Origin of the sequence: Streptococcus sp. oral taxon 431, assembly GCF_001553685.1 — a bacterium.
Classification (GTDB): domain Bacteria; phylum Bacillota; class Bacilli; order Lactobacillales; family Streptococcaceae; genus Streptococcus.
This window is the reverse complement of record NZ_CP014264.1, coordinates 348,601-368,452: the sequence shown is the minus strand read 5'-3', so window position 1 is coordinate 368,452 and position 19,852 is coordinate 348,601. Positions and strand designations below refer to the sequence as shown.

The following is a 19,852-nucleotide window of genomic DNA, read 5'->3' as shown; positions in this document are numbered from 1 at the left end:
TTACTTTACACGACTAACAATTTTCTTAGCTGCTTTTTGAGGGTCATATTCTTTCACTGAAACTTCCAGTTTAACCTCTCGATCAATACCAAAGAATTCTTTCAATCCTTGAGTGATTTCGTTTTGAACTACTTCAAATTTGTTAGCAATGTTATCTGAAAGAACAGCTGTACCTTCTACAGAAACGAAACATTTCTTTTTCCGAGTATGTACCTGAATTTTGGGATTTTTGACCATCTTGTGTTCATCCAATAAACATCGAACAAAGCCTTCGATAGCTGAATTTTTTAGTTTTAATTTATCGTCTTTAGTTCCAAGTTTTATTTCCAGATATTGTCTAGGATAAAACAGGATTACTAACATCCATAATAAAACTAAGATAGACAGGCCTAGAAGCCCCCAAAATACATATCTAGCGAGATAATATTCAAATGATGTCTGTCGCCAGCTAGTCAATTGAATCCCTAAATCACTAACCTGGTGGTAATCTATCAAAATAGGAAGGAAAACTGTCAAGATTAAAATACAGAAAATAAACAATAATATTTTCTTTGATTTTGACATATAAAATCCTTTCAATTAAAGCACTAAACTATAGGTTTACCCGTCAATACTAAATTTAATCTATAGTTTATGATTGAGTAAAAACTTAACCTTTTTTACCCAAAAGGAATGATACTACAGCGACAACAATCACCGCACCAGCAATCGATGGAATAATTGACATTCCCGCTAGAGAAGGTCCCCATGTCCCAAAAAGCGATTGGCCGACGGATGACCCAATTAAACCAGCAAAAATATTAGCAATTACTCCCATTGAGCCACCTTTTTTAGTGATTGCTCCTGCAGCGAGGCCGATAAAACCTCCTACAATAATGGACCACAACATAATATGCACCCTCCTTTCACAACCCCAATATATTTGGGTTAAATATAGTATATCATAATGTGAGAGCGCACACAAATTATATGCTCACGAATATATGCTTTAATAAAATTGATGTTTGATTTTAAAAAACTACACGAAAAATGTAATTATTTAGTTAATTTTTATTGAAATTGGCAAAAAGAAAAAACGCTTGAAATCAGCGTTTTTCTTATGTATTGATTCGTATTGAATGCTTACTTCACTTCTATAAAAAGATTAAATAATTTCTATTTTAGCTGTTAGAAACGTTGGTACATCAATGTTTTTAGAATGCTACATAATAAAAGGTAGAGTGAATGGTAGAGTAGTAAAAATAGTTGTTATCCTAGTTGATTAAAAAAGTCTTTGATTTCCTCATCTTTTATAAAATAATATATAATTTTCCCCTCTCTTCTAGTATCCAAGATGTTTTGATTGGCTAGTTTACGAAGATGGTGGGAGGCAGATGCCATACTGAGATTTAGTAAACAGGCTATATCGCAGACACAGAGCTCTTCAACAGCAAGGAGATAAAAGATGATATTTATCTGTTTATTATCGGTAAACTTTGATAAAATACGAAGTGATTTTTGGACTTTTTCCTTTTCAAGGTAGTTCGTTGCGGTTGTAACATTTTGTTGATTTATAATATTCACTTGGCAGATACTATCTTTTTTCATAATTTTTTCTCCTAGCCGAACACAGTCCTTAGCATGTCAAAGCTGTTGTTTTCAATCAGGATATACATCCCCAATCCTAAATAAACAACAGCAATAAACCATCTGCTATATTTTTCCAAAGTTTCTCCAACAGAAGGGACTTGTGCCAATTTTTGGGCAGAAAAAACCAAGAGATAAATCATGACTAGAAAGGTAAGTAAAGCCACTATCAAATTCGCTAAATTTAAGGTAATAAAATATGGGACAAAAACACCAATATTGTCAGCACCACAACTTGCAAAAGTAATCATAGCGACTAAAAAAATCAGGTTTTTATTATCTTTGCGCAAACCATCTTTTGCAATAGCTTCTCCATCAGAATCTCCTAAAAGCAAAACTTTGAGTCCTAGGAAAATTGGAATCAAACCGAGCAAACCTAAAATCTCTTTACTAGGAATATAATTTAAGACAAATGCAAAAAGTAAACTTAGCAATATTAGACTAACAGAGCCTAGAAATTGTCCTAAATAGATGTTAATGATGTCTTTTCTGCTTTTTCTTTTGGCAAAAAATAACATTAGGATAATAAGTAAGTCTACGGCTGTCCCAGAATACAGGATTATTGAAGTAACAACATTTTGAATCATAAAACACCTCATTCAAATATATTTTTGAATGTATTTTAACATTAAACTTTGTAGATGTCAACTTCAGCTCCATCAAAATATAGATAAGAAGGTAGTGTACCAAACATTAAAAAGCCCTGCCATCGAAATGATAGCAGGGCTTAACTTCAATATCCAGATGATATATTTATCTAAAAAAGGTAGAGAAAAAGGTAGAGTTTGGACTGAAATATAGTGAAATGTATTGAAATCGAAAAAAAGAAAAAACGCTTGAATGCGTTTTTCTTCTGTATTGATTCGTATTGAATGATTATTTCACCTCTGTAAACACAACGTGTTTGCGAAGTTTTGGTGAGTATTTCTTCAATTGAAGACGGTCTGGAGTGTTACGTTTGTTTTTAGAAGTAAGGTACAAGCGTTCACCAGATTCTTTGTGTTCAAGTGTAATATTTACGCGCATGGTATCTCCCTTCTATTATTCAGCTGATGCAGCTTTAGCGATTTTACGTCCTTTGTAGTATCCTTTAAGTGATACACGGTGAGAACGTGAGTAATCTCCAGTAGTTTCGTCAAAGTTTACAGATGGAGCTGTTACTTTGTAGTGTGTACGACGTTTGTTTTTCTTCGCTTTTGAAGTGCGACGTGCAGGTACTGCCATTTTGATTTCTCCTTTAGGTATTTATATTCGATTCAATCTACTGATTTTCATCAACCATACTAGGATAACACATTTTTTTTGTAAAGTAAAGTTACTTGACAAAAAAAGATGAAAAAATTCTCCTGTCCGACCTAGCAGACAGGAGAAGGTGTTAAATATCAATCTCAAATGGTTCGTCAATGGTTTCTGATACGTATTTTCCGTCTTTCTTCCGTTGTTTGACACATTCTGTAAGGAGATATTCGATTTGCCCATTGACTGAACGAAAGTCGTCTTCTGCCCATGATGCAAGTGCAGCGTATAACTTTGTTGAGAGTCGAAGGGGAATCTGCTTTTTTTTAGCTTCAGCCATCTTTAGTAAAGACTTCCTGTGTTGACAATTGGTTGTGCATCATGATTGCCACAGAGAACGACTAGGAGATTTGAAACCATCGCTGCTTTTCGTTCTTCGTCAAGTTCTACTAATTCTCCTTCATTGAGACGTTCTAGTGCCATTTCAACCATTCCTACAGCGCCATCAACAATCATCTTACGTGCATCAATAATGGCTGATGCTTGTTGACGTTGAAGCATGACAGCAGCAATTTCTGGGGCGTAAGCTAGGTAAGTAATACGTGCCTCAAGGATTTCCAAGCCAGCATCCTCAACACGACTTTGGATTTCTTCACGGATACGGTTGGCTACAATTTCACTAGAGCCACGGAGGCTACCTTCATCTGCTTGCCCATCACCTGTAGTGTCTACATTAGGGGACACATCGTAAGGATAGATGCGAACAATATTACGAAGGGCGCTATCACACTGCAATGACAGATATTCTTTATAGTTATCAACGTTGAAGACTGCTCTGGCTGTATCGACAACCCTCCAAGTTACCGCGATGCCGATTTCTACAGGGTTCCCTAAGCAATCATTAATCTTTTGACGAGAATTACTTAAAGTCATAACTTTGAGGGAAATCTGTTTCTTGCCAATTTCAAGATTTACGTCATTACCATTTGATGATTTCATTCCTGAAAAAGGAGATTTTGTGCTAACATCACCACTTTGTCCGAGTCGAGTGTGGATTGCAGGATTGACCGCTATGCTGAAGGGATTGACAAAGTAAAAACCAGGTTCTTTGATGGTCCCAGTATAGTTACCAAAGAGGGTCAAAACCAGTGCTTCCTGAGGTTTGACAACTTTTAAACCAGCATGAGCTAGTGCTGAAATTAAGATTAATAAAAGCCCGATAATAATTCCAAAAATGTTTTCCGAACCAGCACCCATTATAAATATAAGGAAACCAAGTACGAGTGCCAACTCAATGAGTACCAATGCTACTACACCATTTGGTTTTGAATTGATTAGTTTTTCAGTCATCAGAATGACCTCCTGTTTTTGATATCTAAATGATATCACTTTAATTTTAAATGTCAACAAAAATATGCAATCTTTTTTAAGAAGATTTCAATGGTTTGAATTGTCTGAAAATTCAAGAATTTTCTTCTGTTCATTGTTTTTAAAATGTGCTATAATGGTAAGAACCGAAATGGGAGGGAACTTAATGACAGAATTAGATAAACGTCACCGCAGTAGCATTTATGACAGCATGGTTAAATCACCAAACCGTGCCATGCTTCGTGCGACTGGTATGACAGATAAGGACTTTGAAACACCAATTGTGGGAGTCATTTCGACTTGGGCAGAAAATACACCATGTAATATCCACTTGCATGACTTCGGTAAGCTTGCAAAAGAAGGGGTCAAATCTGCTGGTGCTTGGCCAGTTCAATTTGGAACCATTACGGTAGCAGACGGTATTGCCATGGGAACGCCTGGTATGCGCTTCTCTCTAACGTCACGTGATATCATCGCGGACTCTATCGAAGCTGCTATGGGTGGTCACAACGTGGATGCCTTTGTGGCTATCGGTGGTTGCGACAAGAACATGCCTGGTTCTATGATTGCCATTGCCAATATGGATATCCCAGCTATTTTCGCTTACGGTGGTACTATCGCCCCTGGAAAACTGGATGGCAAAGACATCGACTTGGTTTCTGTATTTGAAGGAATCGGTAAGTGGAATCACGGCGATATGACTGCTGAGGACGTGAAACGTCTGGAATGTAACGCCTGCCCTGGCCCTGGTGGTTGTGGTGGTATGTATACTGCCAATACTATGGCGACTGCTATCGAAGTTTTGGGGATGAGTTTGCCAGGTTCTTCTTCTCACCCAGCTGAATCTGCCGATAAGAAAGAAGACATCGAAGCAGCCGGTCGTGCTGTTGTTAAGATGCTGGAACTCGGTCTCAAACCGTCTGATATCTTGACTCGTGAAGCCTTTGAAGATGCCATTACTGTGACTATGGCTCTAGGTGGTTCTACAAATGCTACTCTTCACTTGCTCGCCATTGCCCACGCAGCTAATGTTGACTTGTCACTTGAAGACTTCAATACAATCCAAGAACGTGTGCCTCACTTAGCTGACTTGAAACCTTCTGGTCAGTATGTCTTCCAAGACCTTTACGAAGTTGGTGGTGTGCCTGCGGTTATGAAATACTTGTTGGCAAATGGCTTCCTTCACGGAGACCGCATCACATGTACTGGTAAGACTGTCGCTGAAAACTTGGCTGACTTTGCAGATCTTACTCCAGGTCAAAAAGTCATCATGCCACTTGAAAATCCTAAACGTGTGGACGGTCCGCTTATCATCTTGAACGGTAATCTTGCACCTGACGGTGCAGTTGCCAAGGTGTCAGGTGTTAAGGTTCGTCGTCACGTTGGTCCAGCCAAGGTCTTTGACTCAGAAGAAGACGCTATCCAAGCTGTCTTGTCAGATGAAATCGTTGATGGCGATGTTGTCGTTGTTCGTTTCGTTGGACCTAAGGGTGGTCCTGGTATGCCTGAGATGCTATCACTTTCATCAATGATCGTTGGTAAGGGACAAGGAGACAAGGTTGCCCTCTTGACAGACGGACGCTTCTCTGGTGGTACTTATGGATTGGTTGTTGGACATATCGCTCCTGAAGCTCAGGATGGTGGACCAATTGCCTATCTCCGTACAGGCGATATCGTCACTGTCGACCAAGATACAAAAGAAATTTCCATGGCCGTTTCCGATGAAGAACTTGAAAAACGCAAGGCAGAAACAACCTTGCCACCACTCTATAGCCGTGGTGTCCTTGGTAAGTATGCCCATACCGTATCTTCTGCATCACGTGGTGCTGTTACAGACTTCTGGAATATGGAACAATCTGGTAAAAAATAACTAGAAAATAAGCAGTCACTAAATGACTGCTTTTTCTAGTTATTTGTATTTTCTCATAGAATGTTATAAAATCTTTGCTCTAACTATGATTACAAAGGAGAAACAATGTTTTCACAAAATACAGGAATTATGCTCTACGTAGATGATGTAGCAGTGGAGAGAGACTTTTGGTCTGCCATTGGATTTGAAGTTTTTAATCAACCAGAAATAATGGAATTTGAAACTTTTGAGATGAAACCTCACGCTGACAGTACGCTGACTTTCACTATCTATGCTAAGGATTTTATTCGTCAAGTATCACCGGAGGTAGTTGATATGAAACCCAGCCTACTCTTTGAGTCAGCAGATCTTCACGGTCTTCATCAACGCCTAGCTGCAGTGACTGATACCACTAGTTCGATCAATACTCAACCTTTCCCTAACTTTAACTTTGCAAATCCAAACGAACACTATTTTGCAGTTAGAGGAATCTAATAACAAAAAGGCTCTCTGTTTATTAGCAGAGAGCTCTTGTTTTTTAGCGCGGTGGTAGTCCAAGTGCTATACGTCCATAGCGACTGATGCGTGTAATCTTCCAGGCAGGTGACCAGGTAACTTCAACCCTAACATCCTCAATTCCTTCAATCTGTTTCAGACCTGCCACAATTTCAATAGGTAAACTTTCTGCACAGTCACAGGCTGTATCGGTGAAGGTCATGACAATTGTACAAAGACCAGCCTCGTCCAAATGAATCTCGTAAATCAAGCCAAGATTATAGACATCTAATTCCACATCTGTATCGTAAACTTTTTCTAGCTTGTCAATGATTTGATTTCCTAATGCTAAAGCACGGTCATTAATCTTGATGTCTTCTCTCATTGCATTCCCTCCATTTTCTGACTGCACCTATTTTCTCATAATTCTGACAATTTGGCAAGTTTTTCCCAATCAAGACGTGATCCCCCATAAAAACGAAAGCCTAGAGATCGCCATCGTTGGGCCAAACCACCCAAAGATCTAATAACCTAGAGTAAGACGATATTGCCATAGGTTAGAGAGAGAAGCTTAGAGAATGAATTATTTTCTAAAAAGTACTTTCTAAAAAGTACTTTCTAAAAAGAAAAAGTAGAGAACGGTCATCTCTACTTTTTAAATATTATTTTGACTTCACAGGCTTATCTGCCAAGGCCTTGATAGCTGATGCTATCGTTTCTGCGTAGAGCTTAGCACCCTCTTCTAATTTGGTATTATCACTTCCAAAGTGAACTTGGTCCGTTCCTTTCCAGATGTCTGGATGATCTTTAGATACCTGATTCCAGTCTGCAACCTCAATGTAAGGATACTTTTGAGCTACTTCACGCACATAGCTAGCATACTGTTCTACATAAGGCTGAGTTGCTTGAGTTGTATCACCCTCATAAGGTGTCACAAGTACAAGCTGATGTCCCTTAGGTAGATTTGTTATCAAAGAATCGATATCAGCCTTATAATCCTCAGGGTTATTCACTCCAGTAGCAATAACAACTATTTTAGGGAGGACTTTATTCTGACTGTGGTTGAGCATAATAGCATTGGCTTGCTTGGTATTTCTGCTTACTTGACCATCTGTCTGAGCGTCTGGTAGAACCTCTTTAAGTCCAGGTGTTGCACGCAAGGTTACAGAATCTCCGATAATGGATACACCTTCAGCAATATTGTAGCGACTGGCTTCTGCTTGATCCGCCATGGTTTTTGTACGGGTAATATTGGTTTGAGCTTGATTGAGGCCATTTACCATCAAATCCGTTTCAAAAGCACCGACTTGAGGAGCTATGAGCATCACAATCAGTGTCAGCAAGCTAAGAAAACCGACGCTACCTGCAAAGATTGGTTGAATGTGCGGAATTTCTTTTACCCTTTGCAATAAGCTAGTGTTCTTCCCGGCAATGAAAGGTTCAATCACATAGAAAGAAAGGCTTGCAAAGAGATAAGAAAAGATAGTGGTGAGAATCACTGCCGGTAGGTTGCTCATCAACTGAGAGAAAATGATATAAAACGGCCAATGGAAAAGATAAACGGCATAGCTCGTATCAGCTAAGAAGCTAATTACCTTGGGTTCTTCAATCGTCGGAGTTTTCTCATGTAAAACTCGTGCTGCGACTATCATCAGAAGGGCAGCTAAACTTGCCAACAAGAAGCCAAGCAAGTAGGCAAAGAGATAATTAAATTTCACGAAGAAGGTCAATAAGAGTAAAACTCCGAGACCAGCCCCAAATACTAGCAAGGTCTGTTTCAAGTCTAGGGTTTGATTCAAACGTTTGAGAAGAGGTGTCGTATGACGAACTCCTATCAAGGTCGCAAGCACACTTCCTAAAAAGAATGGATAAACATGAGTCAAACTTGAAAAGTAAAGCGTTGAGTATGAGCTAACGATAAAGCTACCAATAAACATTGAAAGAAAGCTAACGACGAAGGTAGCTGAAGATAGTAGAAAGACCATTCCCCGTAGTTGCCCACCTGTTTTAGCTTGCTTAGACATGAGCCAAACTGCCAAGCCCCACAAGATATAGTAATGAACTTCAACCGCTAAACTCCAGTTGTGAACAAAGAGGTGAGGGATAAATTGAGATTCATAACTTCCTCCTGTCAGCATTTCATAGAAGTTAGTCATAAAACCAAGGACACCAGCAATCTGACCACCGATTCCTGCCACATAATCCTGTCGAACCAAGAAAGTAAAAGGCATAACGACCAGGATCATCAAGACGACTGGGGGAAAAATCCGATAGAAGCGTCTCCTGAAAAATCCTAAGATATCAATCTTCCCTTTTTGTCCAAATTCTTCTAACAGGAGTGACGTAATTAGGAAACCTGAGAAGGTGAAAAAGACATCAACCCCGAAGAAACCTCCTGGAAAAACCGTCTGAAAGAAATGGTACAAAAGCACCAAGAGTAAGCCTGTAATCCTGATCAAGGAAAACCATTTAATACGCATACGAGTTTATTCTCCGTTCATTAGAGTAGTAAAAAAACCATCTAATGTTCATTCCATATTACCTTTATTTTATCAAAAAAAGAAGAAAAATCCTAAGAGAAAACTTAGGATTTCAGCTTTAGATTGATAATCTTAGAAATTACGACCTGATTTATTGTAGCCATATTTTTCAACAAAATGCTCACGGAATTCCAAGAGATTGTCATCCATAATAGCCTGACGAACCTGCTTCATAAGATTGAGCAAGAAGTAGAGGTTATGATAACTTGTCAAGCGGATACCAAAGGTTTCGTCAGCCTTGAGCAAGTGACGAAGGTAGGCACGGGTGTAGTTCTTACATGTGTAGCAATCGCACTCAGGATCAAGTGGGGTAAAGTCCTCCGCAAACTGGGCATTCTTGACAACCAAACGTCCTTGGCTTGTCATACAAGTTCCGTTACGAGCGATACGAGTCGGCAAGACACAGTCAAACATATCGACCCCACGAATTACGCCATCAATCAAGCTATCTGGCGCTCCTACTCCCATCAAGTAGCGAGGTTTGTTTTCAGGAAGGAGTTGAGTGGTGAAGTCCAAAACTGCGTTCATCTCTTCATGAGTTTCACCTACTGCCAACCCTCCGATAGAGTAGCCTGGGAAGTCCATGCTGACAAGGTCATGAGCTGACTGACGACGAAGATCTTCAAATCCTGCACCTTGTACAATCCCAAACAAGCCTTGGTCATGTGGACGACGATGAGCTTTTAATCCACGCTCAGCCCAACGGCTGGTACGTTCGATTGACTTCTTCACATAATCATAAGGCTGATAAAATTGAGGACATTCGTCAAAGGACATCATAATGTCTGACCCTAGATTGTTTTGGATAGAGATGGCTTTTTCAGGTGATAGAAACATTTTAGAACCATTGAGGTGGTTCTTAAACGTTACCCCTTCTTCTGTGATGTTACGACTATCCGCTAGAGAGTATACTTGGAAACCGCCACTATCCGTCAAGATAGGTTGGTCCCAGTTCATGAACTTATGAAGCCCACCTGCTCGTGCAATCAACTCATCTCCAGGACGCAACCACAAGTGATAGGTATTAGAGAGGATAATCCCCGAACCCATCTCTTTCAACTCTTCTGGTGATTGGGTTTTGACCGTTGCTTGAGTCCCAACTGGCATAAACATAGGAGTTGGGAAGGTTCCGTGTGGCGTGATAATCTCACCCAGACGAGCTCCCGTGTGTTTTTCTTTTTTAATCAAACGATATTTGATTGGTGAATCTGACATTTTTACCTCCGAAGCTGGAAAAGACAGTCCCAGTTCTTACTTTGTGCCCAAGGGCATACTGTATGATTCTATCAAAAAAAACAGGAACTGTCACGAACTATGGTATAATGAAAGAATGAAATACCCAAAAATTGATTTAAAAGAAGTTCGTCAACAAGCTAAACAGTTTCAAGCTGAACATCCACGTTTATTGCTTGTCTTTTTATTACCAAGCATTTTCTTGATTCTATCTAGCTTCATAAGTCCGTTATCCCTACTTGATGAGGGAATTCTTGAGCAATCCTTCTTTACTTTTTTGATGAGCTTGATTCAGTCCTCACTCTTTCCTCTAGCAGTTGGATTCACAAGTTCTATTATCCTAGCTGGTGCTCTTTTTACAACCATTAATCTTTACAGAATTTCCGAGATAGAGCTTTCTTTTAAAGATAGTCTGTCCTTACTTGACAATCGCTTCTTCACCCAGACCTTTCTGACTCTCTTGCTCAAGCGTTTCTATCTCTTTTTGTGGAGCATCCCTAATCTTTTTGGAGTTTACTTGCTCTTTTACAGCAGTGCCATGGCTCGTAAATTTGTAGAACTTCATCCCGAATTTCCAGCTGTCGACGTCACCAATTCAGATATCGAACATTTTCTGCTCACTTTTGCACTTTACTTCTTTGGTAGCGTCTTTCTGATGATTTTGGGAACCATTGCCTATCTGCCGCAATACTACGCTTATTCCCAAGTAGAGCTGCTCCTTTGTGATACCCTTGCAATTGGAATTGCCAAGCCAAGTCGCGTACTCAAAACCAGTCGCTTCCTTATGAAAGGCTATAAGTTCCAACGCTTCGTACTTGATTTACAACTCCTACCATGGTATCTTCTTATCTGGATCAGCTTTGGAATTGCGAGCATCCCTTCTTTCCCTTATATCTATAGTAGTCAATTCTTCTTCTATCAAAGATTACTCGAAATCAAGCGGAGAAAAGTTTAATGTGAATGATTAAAACCAGCACCTTCTATGGAAAGTGCTGGTTATTTTTATTTTAAGAAAAGGATACTCAAGAGTGCTAGGATTGCTGCTCCGCCTTGCTTTAGAATGATTTTTTTATCTGCTGTTAAGGCACCATAAGTCGCTGCTCCTATGACAAACAACACAAAGATTGTTACGATTTCTAAGCTATGTGAGAAATAAATTCCGTAAATAAGAAATACCCCAATCAAAGCATTATAAATTCCTTGGTTTTTAAACAGTGAGGTGACAGAGGGGCGAGTCAACTCTTCCTTGTCCATATTAAAGACACGACTGGTTGTGTCCGATTGCGTTGCCATAGTCTCCAAATAAAAAATATAAAAATGTTCGAGGGCAACAAGTGTTGCTAAAATAGTAGTAATAATTGACATCGTTTTCTCCTTAAAATTCAATGTTTTCTAGACCTGACACTAGCTTGGTCAGTAAAGTCGTCAGCTCTTTCTGCTCAGCAGGCGATAAGATGCTCTCCATCTGTTCCTTCACTTTCAAGTGATGTTTAGGCGGATTGACCAAGAGTTGATTCTTGGCTTCTTGGGTTAATTCAACTAAGACTTCTCGTTGATTGACTGGATTTCGCTTACGACTGACATAGCCCTCTGACTCTAAAATCTTGAAATGACGGGTCAAGGCTGCCGGGTCAATCTCTAACTTCTCCTGAACGGCAATTTGGTTACAAGGTGAGTTTTGCAATAAAAACTGCAGGATTTGATAGCGAGTCAAACTGATTCCCAACTGTTTCTCAAAAAGTTGTGTGATGATTTGGTCTGTTAAGCGAACTTGATAAAGTAATTCGTGTATTTCTGCCATTTCTATCTCCTTGTGAATATTTGATTTATCAATGATTTATTAGTCAATAATTGATTAGTCAATTGTAAAACAAATAAATTCATAATGCAAGTCTTTTGCTCATATTTCTGAAACATAGACAATGTAACAAAAAGCGAAAGTCCTAGTCTGAATATACTATTCCAAGACCTCTCAAGCTTCATCAAGCTAGTAAAGTAGTCAAGGATATGGATTGAAAAAGGAAGTTTTCCTTAGACGAGCATGGTAACTATAAAGCGAGGCTGGGATTTTTTGTCCCAGCCTCTATTTCTTCTAAAATCTATTGAGAACCCAATTACTAGCCTACCAAATCTGCTCGAAGGATTTCTCCATCTTTATCTATGACAACTTCGATGGCATGGCCTGCAAAAATTTCTTCACGATCATCATAGTAGAGGGTCAATTCTCCATCTTCGTTGATCGATAGTTCACTCAAGGAAAGTGAGTTGGTAAAATACTCTTCTGTTAACTCCACATCATTTTCATCTGAATCTATCCAGTCTTGAGCTGTTTCCCACAGTTCTTTGACAATATAGTCTTTAATCCGAGTATCTTGAACTTGGAAAGTTCCCATAAATTTCTTTAGATCATCAAAAGATCTTGGAGGGAGACTTTCATCTGCACTCGCAGCAAACATAGCATGAATCTTACCGCCTTCATAGGTGATGAAGCCTTCAAACCAAGAATAGGCTCTGTTTAAGGTGAATTCGCCAATATCGTCTTGAATGATAACAGGTTTTTGATAGGTTTCAATCAAGGTCTCTAACCTAGCGTCTGTAGATTGGTCATCTAAGTATTCCAGCAAGTGGTAGCAGTTATTAGCTACTTCTGACATATATGGCTCTAACTCCATGAAGGGGCGTTTTTGGCATTTGATATGATGAATTTTGTAGGGTTCAAAACTAAAGCCCCAATGCTTTTCTTCAAATTCTTCTGGGGTCAGGAGCCATTCCAAACGTCCCTCACGTTCAGAGAACTCCTGAGTTTCAACATTGACACTAGCTTTAAAATGAACTGACGGCATTAGACAACCATCTTTTAAAGAAGCAGCCCCATTTACATTTTGGAGGGTAAAAATCAAGAGCTCAACAATTTCTCCAGTAAATTCCTGTTCAAAATCATCTCTTGTTTTCTCAAATGGAGTTTTCAATCGTTTTGTCATTCACTTCATCCTCTCTCTCTGCTTTTAATGCCTTAGTACTGTTATTTGTATACGCTTACATTTTATCATGTTTTAGATTTTATTTCACTTATCAATACTATTTTTACAAAAAAGAAGCCGAAACTAGATTAGTTTCAACTTCTCTTTCTATTAGTTCATCGATACGTGAACGTGGTCATAGTGGTTTTCTGTGATGCTTCCACGATCTGGCATTGGATTCCAAGTGTAGGCTGGTCCATATTTGCTATCGTATGGTGCGTAGAAACGTTGTTTCCAGATGATGTAGTTGATTCCACGGCTAGCCATATTTTGGATAGCATAATCTGCAATTTGGTCTCCAAGAGCTGAGCTTACTGGAACCATAAAGTCAATGGCAAGACCTTTTCCATGGTCGCCACTATCTCCTGGACGGTATCCGCTAAAAGATGTAATGCCGAACAAGTTAGCAATTTCTTCTTTAAAGGCAGCTGTTTGTGGTTGAAGTCCTGCATTCTCTGATTTTGCTGCAGCAAGTCCTGCATAGTCAGGAGCTGCTGGGGCTGCATAAGTATTTGAAGAGTGCTGACTTGGTTCTGCTTGATAGGTAACGTCTTCTGTATCAGATGAGCTTGTAGCCGTCTCTACAGCTGTTTCCTCCACTACTGGAGTTGAGTTCTCTACTACTGGACTCGCAACTTCTGCTACAGTTTCAGTAGTAGCCTCTGCTACCGGCTCTTCCGCTGGTGTTACAACTTCTGTAGTAACCTCTGCTACTGTTTCTTCAGTCGCTTGTGGTGCTACTGCTTCAACTTGAGCCTCTGTTTCTTCAACTGGTTGAGTTAAATCTTCAACCTGTACAGTTTGGTCATCTACAGTCACTTGATTGGTTGTCAAATCTGCTGTCGCAGTTGTCACTTCTTCACTAGAAGCCGCTTGAGGTGTTTGGATTTCAACTTCCGTCACTTCTTCCTCATCATTAACAGTTGTAGTAAGCACTGTCTCAGGGAAAATCAGATCAATATTGCTGATCTTGTTCAAGTTAGCAAGAACGGTCACATCCACTCCCAAAGCTTCGGCAATGGTACTTAGAGTATCTCCATACTGAATCGTATAGCTTGTTTTATTCTCATTCTTAGTAACATCGTTTTGAATTTGCTCAACACTACGCGCTGTCCATACTAGTTCTTCTGCTTGAGTTGCCAAGGTAGGGGCAAGTGATAGAGCCACTGTTGATGCTAAAATAATTCGTTTCTTCATACTATCAAACTCCTTTTCAAATGTAGTACCTGTCTATCATAACACAAAGAAAATAGAAAAAAAGCCCTTTTGGGGCTATTTAACAGAACTGTACATTCCTTGTAACAAATCGCACTACTTGAAATAGTTTGTTAGTTTCTTGTCATCAGGCTGACACATTCTTCTTGAAGAAAATTCTAAAAGGAAAGCGAGCTAATGTCTTCTAAATGCTCTATCTGTTGATTACAAGGTACAGGTGAGGCAAGGAAATTGATACTCTGAATCCCACTATTTTGAGCAAATTCGATATCCAAAATCCGATCACCGATATAATAAGTCTGCTGAGGATCTAGTCCATACTTATCTAGCAAATAGATCGCAGCTTCTGGACTAGGCTTCCGAGCAAAGCCACTTTGATTGGTTAAAATTTCTGTGAAATAGTGGGCCAAACCCAAGTTCTCTAAAATTGTAAAAGCATTATCCCCTTTATGGGTATAAACAAACTGCTCAATTCCTTGCTGGTCTGCCCAAGTTAAGATTTCACGCGCCCCTGGCATCAGAACCACTTGAGCATTCTTCTCAGCCAAGCTCTGAGCACGAACCTGATTGAGCATATCTGCATCCAAGCCTCTTTCTTCTCCCACCTTTTCCAACAGATCTTGAACGGAAGTTTGTAGAATAAAGGCACGAACCTTAGCCTTATCATAAGGAATGTCAAACTGGGCAAAAGTCTCTTCGATTCCTGCTAAAATAGCCTCATAAGAATCCAACAAGGTCCCATCTAAATCCCAGATAAATCCAATTTTTTTCATATGTCATCCTTTCAAAGAGATATATTGCTTATAACGATAGCGTAGGAAAATCCAACGGAAACCATTATCCAAAAGCGTTCCTGCCCAGATACCAGGCAAGCCCCAACCAAGAACAATTCCCATCAGATACCCTGTTCCGATACGGATACACCACATTCCGATACTTGTCGCATAAAAGGGAAGTCGGGCATTTCCCAAACCTTGCCAGACAGCTGTATAAATGACTGTCCCCGTCGTCATAGGAGTCCCTAGTAGAGAGAACAGCGTCACCATAACACTTGCTTCAATAGCCACAGGATCACTAGTGTAGAGGTGACTTAGGGGCGTTCCCAGAGCATAGATACTGAGTGTTAAGGGCAACATAAGAAAGAGGGAAAGACAAAAAGTTTGCTTACTTAAGTTGTATACCCTTGCCCAATCATCTTCTCCAACTGCTCGAGCCACCTGCATGACTGTTGCTGTAGCGACACCAAAGGCTGGCATATAGTTAAACTGGGTCAAGACTTCACCGATTGCATTTCCTGCGACTGCCTCAGTTCCGAAAGAAACAACTAAGGCAATAATGACCACATCTCCAGCTCGCATCATGAGACGTTCTCCCGCTGCAGGTAAAGCCAAAGTCAGCAAGTCTTTGTCCAGTCCAAAATTTGGTCTCGTATATGGAAGTTTTAATTGTGACCACAAAATCACAACCCCGACCAAACGAGACAAAATAGTCCCCCAAGCTACACCAGCTATCCCCATATCAAGAACAAAAATAGCTAGACTTGAAAAGAGAATATTCAGGGCATTGGATAAAAGACTTACATAGAGAGGAAGGCGCGGATTATGGGTGGCGCGAATCAAGGCTCCTAAACTAGTCATCAAGCCCAAGAGGACGATTGTCCCACCAACCAAAGCTAGGTATAGTCCACCACTCTCAGCCACAGCCGCTTCTGTCCCCAAAAGACCAATCATCTCTTGACCGGCAAAGATGGACAAGCCCCCTAAAACTAAACTCAGTAGCAGAGTAATCTTGAGCGCTTCTGTCACATGATAGGCTAGTTTAGATTGATCTTTCTGTCCCAAACTTTTGGAAATGACGCTGGAAATAGCCGCTCCCAAAGCAATAAAAATAGCCTGATAAATGGTGATAATATTGCCCGCTACAGATACACCCGAAATGGCTATCAAACCTAGATGGGCTACCAGATAGCTGTCCACCATTCCCATGAGCATCTGCAAGAAATTTTCACCCATGGCTGGCAGAGCTATGTTGAGAATGTCTTTATATTTCTTAAACAATCCTTCCTCCTGATGAAAAGAAACTCAGTTAGTTTCCCAACCGAGTTTACTTCCTCTCTTTTAAAGTCCTAGATAAGATTCTACTGCAGTCTGCATCTCTGATGTTGCAACAGTTGTCTTGTGACGAACTGGAGCTGTTTCAAGGCCATCCACTGCTGGTGGCACTGTTACTCCTGAGATTTCATGTAATTGAGCCAAGGCTTCAAAGTCGCTAAGACCTGATTTTCCTGTCACAGCTTCCACCGCAACCACTGGGAATTTGTAAGGACTAGCTGTTGAAGCAATCACCGTCTTAGTTACATCGCCTGTTGCTGCTTGGTATTTTTTAAATACGGCTGAAGCAACTGCTGTATGAGGATCCTCGATGTAAGAGTCTGACTCATAAACACGCTTGATTTCTGCAGCTGTTTCTGCTTCTGTCGCATATTCTGCTGCAAAGAGGTCAAGAATCTCTGCATCAAAATCTGTCAATTCATACTGACCTTGAGTGTTCAAAGCATCCATGAGTTCAGCTGTCTTAACCGCATCATTACCCAAAAGGTGGAAAATCAAACGCTCCAAGTTTGAAGATACCAAGATATCCATAGATGGGCTAGTGGTTACCTTAAACTCACGCTTCTTGTCATAGACACGAGTCTTGAAGAAGTCTGTCAAGACATTATTGTCATTTGAAGCACAGATCAGTTTTCCAACTGGTAGACCGATTTGCTTAGCGTAAAAGGCAGCCAAGATATTACCAAAATTTCCTGTCGGTACGGTGAAGTTAACCTTGTCACCAGCCTTAATCTCGCCAGTCTTAACAAGCTGAGCGTAAGCATAAACATAATAGACAATCTGTGGTACCAAACGGCCAATATTCATAGAGTTGGCTGATGAGAACTGGAGCTTGTTAGCTGCCAATTTTTCACGAAGAGCCACATCGTTAAACATATGTTTAACATTTGTTTGCGCATCGTCAAAGTTCCCATCAATAGCGATAACATGAGTATTGTCGCCAGTTTGAGTGGTCATTTGCAATTCTTGCACCTTGCTGACACCATCTTTTGGATAAAAGACGATAATTTCAGTTCCAGGAACATCCGCAAATCCTGCCATAGCAGCTTTCCCAGTGTCCCCAGATGTCGCTGTCAAGATGACAATCTTGTTTTCCAAGCCATGTTTCTTGGCAGCTGTTGTCATAAAGTATGGCAAGATAGACAAGGCCATATCCTTAAAGGCAATGGTTGAACCGTGGAAAAGTTCCAAGTTGTATTGGCCATTAAGTTTGACAAGAGGGGCAATGGCTGGTGTATCAAACTTGCTGTCATAGGCATTGGTGATACAGTAGTCCAACTCTTCTGCTGTAAAGTCATCCAAGAAAGCTGACAAGACCAGCTTAGCCACTTCTTGGTAAGAAGCATCTTTTAATGTATCAAAATCCAAATCTACCTTTGGATAGCTAACTGGAGTAAATAAGCCTCCATCTGTTGCCAAACCTTGCAAAATAGCTTGGCTAGCTGTTACGGTATTTTTCGCATCACGCGTTGATTGATAAACTAATGTCATAAATCTCTATCCTTTATCTATAGTCTCATCCATTATAACATGATTTTTCAGAAAATTCTTCCTTTATAAGAAAATTATAGAGTCATTTTTTCTTTCAAAGGCTCTAAATAGGTTGTTTCTTGCTGACCTCTCATTTCAAGACCTTGCTCTGCTATAGCTAGCAAATCTTTTGAGAATTGAACAATTCCAGCTGTCTCCTCATCTGAAAGGTGTTTCTGAGAAAACTGGCGTCTCAATGATTTGTAGTCACGACCAAATCTCTCAAAGAAAGGTGCTGTTTCTAGGTATGTTTTAAGCTTGTCTAGATTCACCAACAAACCTAGATGAAAGGCTGCTGAAGAAAAAGTTCGGTCTAACGGCTGTGTACAAACACTACGGAATTCAACCGTCCCTCTAGTCGTCAAGTCTTGATATTGGTAACTACGGTGCGTTTGAAAATCCTTCTCTTGAGGAACAAGCAGAGTTTCTTTTCCATTTAGAGTATAGGCCAAAACTTCCTCAGTAGCTAGGTAATCTCTAGCCCGAATCGGAGAAAAATAGTAAGTTTCCCCATCTCGTTCTGCTGTAAAAATCGCAGAGTGGTCTAGATAATCAAAGAAATCATCCTCATCTTTGAAGAGTCTGGCATTGACACCAACATTCTCTGGATAAATCCCATGCATGGAAGCTTCCCAAAAAATATCCCGTGAAATCTTAGTATCCCATTCTGCTCCCGAAAACTCAGAATTGGCAAATAAGTAAGCTTTTGCTGCTTCAATCTGAGTAAAAGCATTGATAACTCGTAGGTAGTTAGCAGTCGATACATCCAACTGAACTTGACTCCCACAGATAAAAGCACCGTATTGTGGAAAGTCATGCAAATCAGCTCTATCTTGGCGACTTCCCATATGCAAGTAATCCATCAGCATCTGGTAGCGTGGATAAGCCACCGGTCGATTGTCATTCTGATCCCAGTTTGGATGAATCCCCCAGCCCTGGATAGCATGGTCCTTCTCGCCTAGTTTTTCCTGAATGACCTTCATATAAGCTTGAAGTCGACCTTGGACCTCTTGGATTTTCTGGGCTCTGCCAAAGGCAAACTCCAAGGTCGTGTAGGAAACCTCAAACAGAATCCGATCCTGACTTTTTGGTTCTACAAGTTGAATCGGATTACCATCCTGGTCCTCTTTTTCAACTTCCAGATGGAGAGCATCCACCAAAAAGCGCATCAAATCCTTGCTGACTTCAATATCTGTCGCTTGCCCATTTACATGAACGATAGGAAATTCCAACTCAATACCGATGTAGAGGTCAGGATTTTCTTTGATATTTTTTAAATAACGGTTTTTCAATAACTGAACAGAAGGGGACATAGATACCTCTCACTCTAAATTCTCTTACTAGAAAGATCAATTGCTTTCTATATTATACCAAAATCCCATCGAGAAGAAACTCAGAAAATTTGCTGAAAACCTTAAAGAGGCGATCTAAAGTCAACTTTTCTAGCATTTATAGGTATTTACTTGCCAATGCATCAATCTTACTTGTTCAATTTTCACAGTCTCATCAACCAGTTAAGCGATTACATGGTTTTTTACCTAAAAACCATTGTACTATAGTAAATATCGTGATATACTTCACATATAAGTAAATAAGAGGGCAGTTCAAACTCGACTTCACTTGAAAACC

23 protein-coding genes are annotated in these 19,852 nt (G+C 40.0%); 4 read left to right on the top strand and 19 right to left on the bottom strand.

The features are described from left to right. The 4 genes from amaP to AXE83_RS01775 form a co-directional block, all read right to left on the bottom strand. Entirely contained in the window at positions 1-564 is a 564-nt protein-coding gene (amaP, locus tag AXE83_RS01790; protein WP_060955196.1) for an alkaline shock response membrane anchor protein AmaP, read from the bottom strand. Positions 565-649: 85 nt separating this feature from the next. After that, positions 650-889 carry a GlsB/YeaQ/YmgE family stress response membrane protein gene (locus tag AXE83_RS01785; RefSeq protein ID WP_060955195.1) on the bottom strand — a complete coding sequence of 80 codons (240 nt, stop codon included), beginning with the start codon at positions 887-889 and terminating at the stop codon, positions 650-652. Between the two features lie 359 nt (positions 890-1,248). Beyond that, positions 1,249-1,587, bottom strand: coding sequence for a Cd(II)/Zn(II)-sensing metalloregulatory transcriptional regulator CadX (gene cadX / locus AXE83_RS01780; RefSeq protein ID WP_000711083.1), 339 nt, complete (start codon positions 1,585-1,587; stop codon positions 1,249-1,251). Between the two features lie 11 nt (positions 1,588-1,598). After that, positions 1,599-2,213, bottom strand: coding sequence for a CadD family cadmium resistance transporter (locus AXE83_RS01775; protein ID WP_000615745.1), 615 nt, complete (start codon positions 2,211-2,213; stop codon positions 1,599-1,601). A 28-nt stretch (positions 2,214-2,241) separates the two neighbouring features. On the opposite strand from AXE83_RS01775, the gene AXE83_RS11375 reads away from it, so the two are divergent. Continuing rightward, a complete protein-coding gene (locus tag AXE83_RS11375) occupies positions 2,242-2,427 on the top strand; it encodes a FanG protein (RefSeq protein WP_080566886.1) in 186 nt (61 codons plus the stop codon). A gap of 75 nt (positions 2,428-2,502) precedes the next feature. On the opposite strand, the gene rpmG is transcribed toward AXE83_RS11375, so the two are convergent. From rpmG to AXE83_RS01755, 4 genes are all read right to left on the bottom strand, one after another. After that, positions 2,503-2,652: a 50S ribosomal protein L33 gene (gene rpmG, locus AXE83_RS01770; protein WP_001265622.1), complete on the bottom strand. Its 150-nt coding sequence runs from the start codon at positions 2,650-2,652 to the stop codon at positions 2,503-2,505. 15 nt (positions 2,653-2,667) lie between these two features. Beyond that, complete coding sequence (gene rpmF / locus AXE83_RS01765) at positions 2,668-2,850, bottom strand: 50S ribosomal protein L32 (protein WP_000290417.1); 183 nt, start codon at positions 2,848-2,850, stop codon at positions 2,668-2,670. A gap of 151 nt (positions 2,851-3,001) precedes the next feature. After that, positions 3,002-3,202 carry a PTS ascorbate transporter subunit IIC gene (locus tag AXE83_RS01760; RefSeq protein ID WP_000796544.1) on the bottom strand — a complete coding sequence of 67 codons (201 nt, stop codon included), beginning with the start codon at positions 3,200-3,202 and terminating at the stop codon, positions 3,002-3,004. Positions 3,203-3,204: 2 nt separating this feature from the next. After that, positions 3,205-4,212: an SPFH domain-containing protein gene (locus AXE83_RS01755; RefSeq protein ID WP_060955194.1), complete on the bottom strand. Its 1,008-nt coding sequence runs from the start codon at positions 4,210-4,212 to the stop codon at positions 3,205-3,207. Positions 4,213-4,396: 184 nt separating this feature from the next. Between AXE83_RS01755 and ilvD the strand changes: the two genes are divergently transcribed. Then, positions 4,397-6,100 (top strand): dihydroxy-acid dehydratase, encoded by a 1,704-nt coding sequence (gene ilvD / locus AXE83_RS01750; RefSeq protein WP_060955193.1) that lies wholly within the window; start codon positions 4,397-4,399, stop codon positions 6,098-6,100. A gap of 105 nt (positions 6,101-6,205) precedes the next feature. Beyond that, the gene (locus tag AXE83_RS01745) at positions 6,206-6,574 is read left to right on the top strand and encodes a hypothetical protein (RefSeq protein WP_060955192.1); all 369 of its coding nucleotides are present in this window, start codon (positions 6,206-6,208) and stop codon (positions 6,572-6,574) included. A gap of 43 nt (positions 6,575-6,617) precedes the next feature. On the opposite strand, the gene AXE83_RS01740 is transcribed toward AXE83_RS01745, so the two are convergent. The 3 genes from AXE83_RS01740 to tgt all read right to left on the bottom strand — a co-directional run bounded on the left by AXE83_RS01740 (position 6,618) and on the right by tgt (position 10,329). Next, a complete protein-coding gene (locus AXE83_RS01740; protein ID WP_045763083.1) occupies positions 6,618-6,959 on the bottom strand; it encodes a metal-sulfur cluster assembly factor in 342 nt (113 codons plus the stop codon). Between the two features lie 277 nt (positions 6,960-7,236). After that, on the bottom strand, positions 7,237-9,054 hold the full coding sequence (locus AXE83_RS01735; protein ID WP_001220901.1) for an acyltransferase family protein: 1,818 nt from the start codon (positions 9,052-9,054) through the stop codon (positions 7,237-7,239). A gap of 132 nt (positions 9,055-9,186) precedes the next feature. Next, positions 9,187-10,329, bottom strand: a complete 1,143-nt coding sequence (tgt, locus tag AXE83_RS01730) for a tRNA guanosine(34) transglycosylase Tgt (RefSeq protein WP_004250663.1) — start codon at positions 10,327-10,329, stop codon at positions 9,187-9,189. Positions 10,330-10,444: 115 nt separating this feature from the next. On the opposite strand from tgt, the gene AXE83_RS01725 reads away from it, so the two are divergent. Beyond that, complete coding sequence (locus tag AXE83_RS01725; RefSeq protein ID WP_060955191.1) at positions 10,445-11,302, top strand: DUF975 family protein; 858 nt, start codon at positions 10,445-10,447, stop codon at positions 11,300-11,302. Between the two features lie 47 nt (positions 11,303-11,349). Here AXE83_RS01725 and AXE83_RS01720 read toward each other — a convergent pair whose 3' ends face one another. The 8 genes from AXE83_RS01720 to AXE83_RS01685 form a co-directional block, all read right to left on the bottom strand. Further along, positions 11,350-11,712: a DUF1304 domain-containing protein gene (locus AXE83_RS01720; protein WP_060955190.1), complete on the bottom strand. Its 363-nt coding sequence runs from the start codon at positions 11,710-11,712 to the stop codon at positions 11,350-11,352. Positions 11,713-11,722: 10 nt separating this feature from the next. Then, positions 11,723-12,148 (bottom strand): MarR family winged helix-turn-helix transcriptional regulator, encoded by a 426-nt coding sequence (locus AXE83_RS01715; protein ID WP_060955189.1) that lies wholly within the window; start codon positions 12,146-12,148, stop codon positions 11,723-11,725. 316 nt (positions 12,149-12,464) lie between these two features. Continuing rightward, entirely contained in the window at positions 12,465-13,328 is an 864-nt protein-coding gene (locus AXE83_RS01710; RefSeq protein ID WP_060955188.1) for a DUF2262 domain-containing protein, read from the bottom strand. Between the two features lie 150 nt (positions 13,329-13,478). Further along, positions 13,479-14,564: a LysM peptidoglycan-binding domain-containing protein gene (locus AXE83_RS01705; protein ID WP_060955187.1), complete on the bottom strand. Its 1,086-nt coding sequence runs from the start codon at positions 14,562-14,564 to the stop codon at positions 13,479-13,481. Between the two features lie 176 nt (positions 14,565-14,740). Beyond that, positions 14,741-15,355 carry an HAD-IA family hydrolase gene (locus tag AXE83_RS01700; protein ID WP_060955186.1) on the bottom strand — a complete coding sequence of 205 codons (615 nt, stop codon included), beginning with the start codon at positions 15,353-15,355 and terminating at the stop codon, positions 14,741-14,743. 3 nt (positions 15,356-15,358) lie between these two features. Next, positions 15,359-16,639 carry an MATE family efflux transporter gene (locus tag AXE83_RS01695; protein ID WP_060955185.1) on the bottom strand — a complete coding sequence of 427 codons (1,281 nt, stop codon included), beginning with the start codon at positions 16,637-16,639 and terminating at the stop codon, positions 15,359-15,361. Between the two features lie 60 nt (positions 16,640-16,699). Further along, entirely contained in the window at positions 16,700-18,184 is a 1,485-nt protein-coding gene (gene thrC / locus AXE83_RS01690; RefSeq protein ID WP_060955184.1) for a threonine synthase, read from the bottom strand. A gap of 74 nt (positions 18,185-18,258) precedes the next feature. Then, entirely contained in the window at positions 18,259-19,536 is a 1,278-nt protein-coding gene (locus AXE83_RS01685) for a hypothetical protein (RefSeq protein WP_060955183.1), read from the bottom strand. Positions 19,537-19,852: the final 316 nt, after the last annotated feature.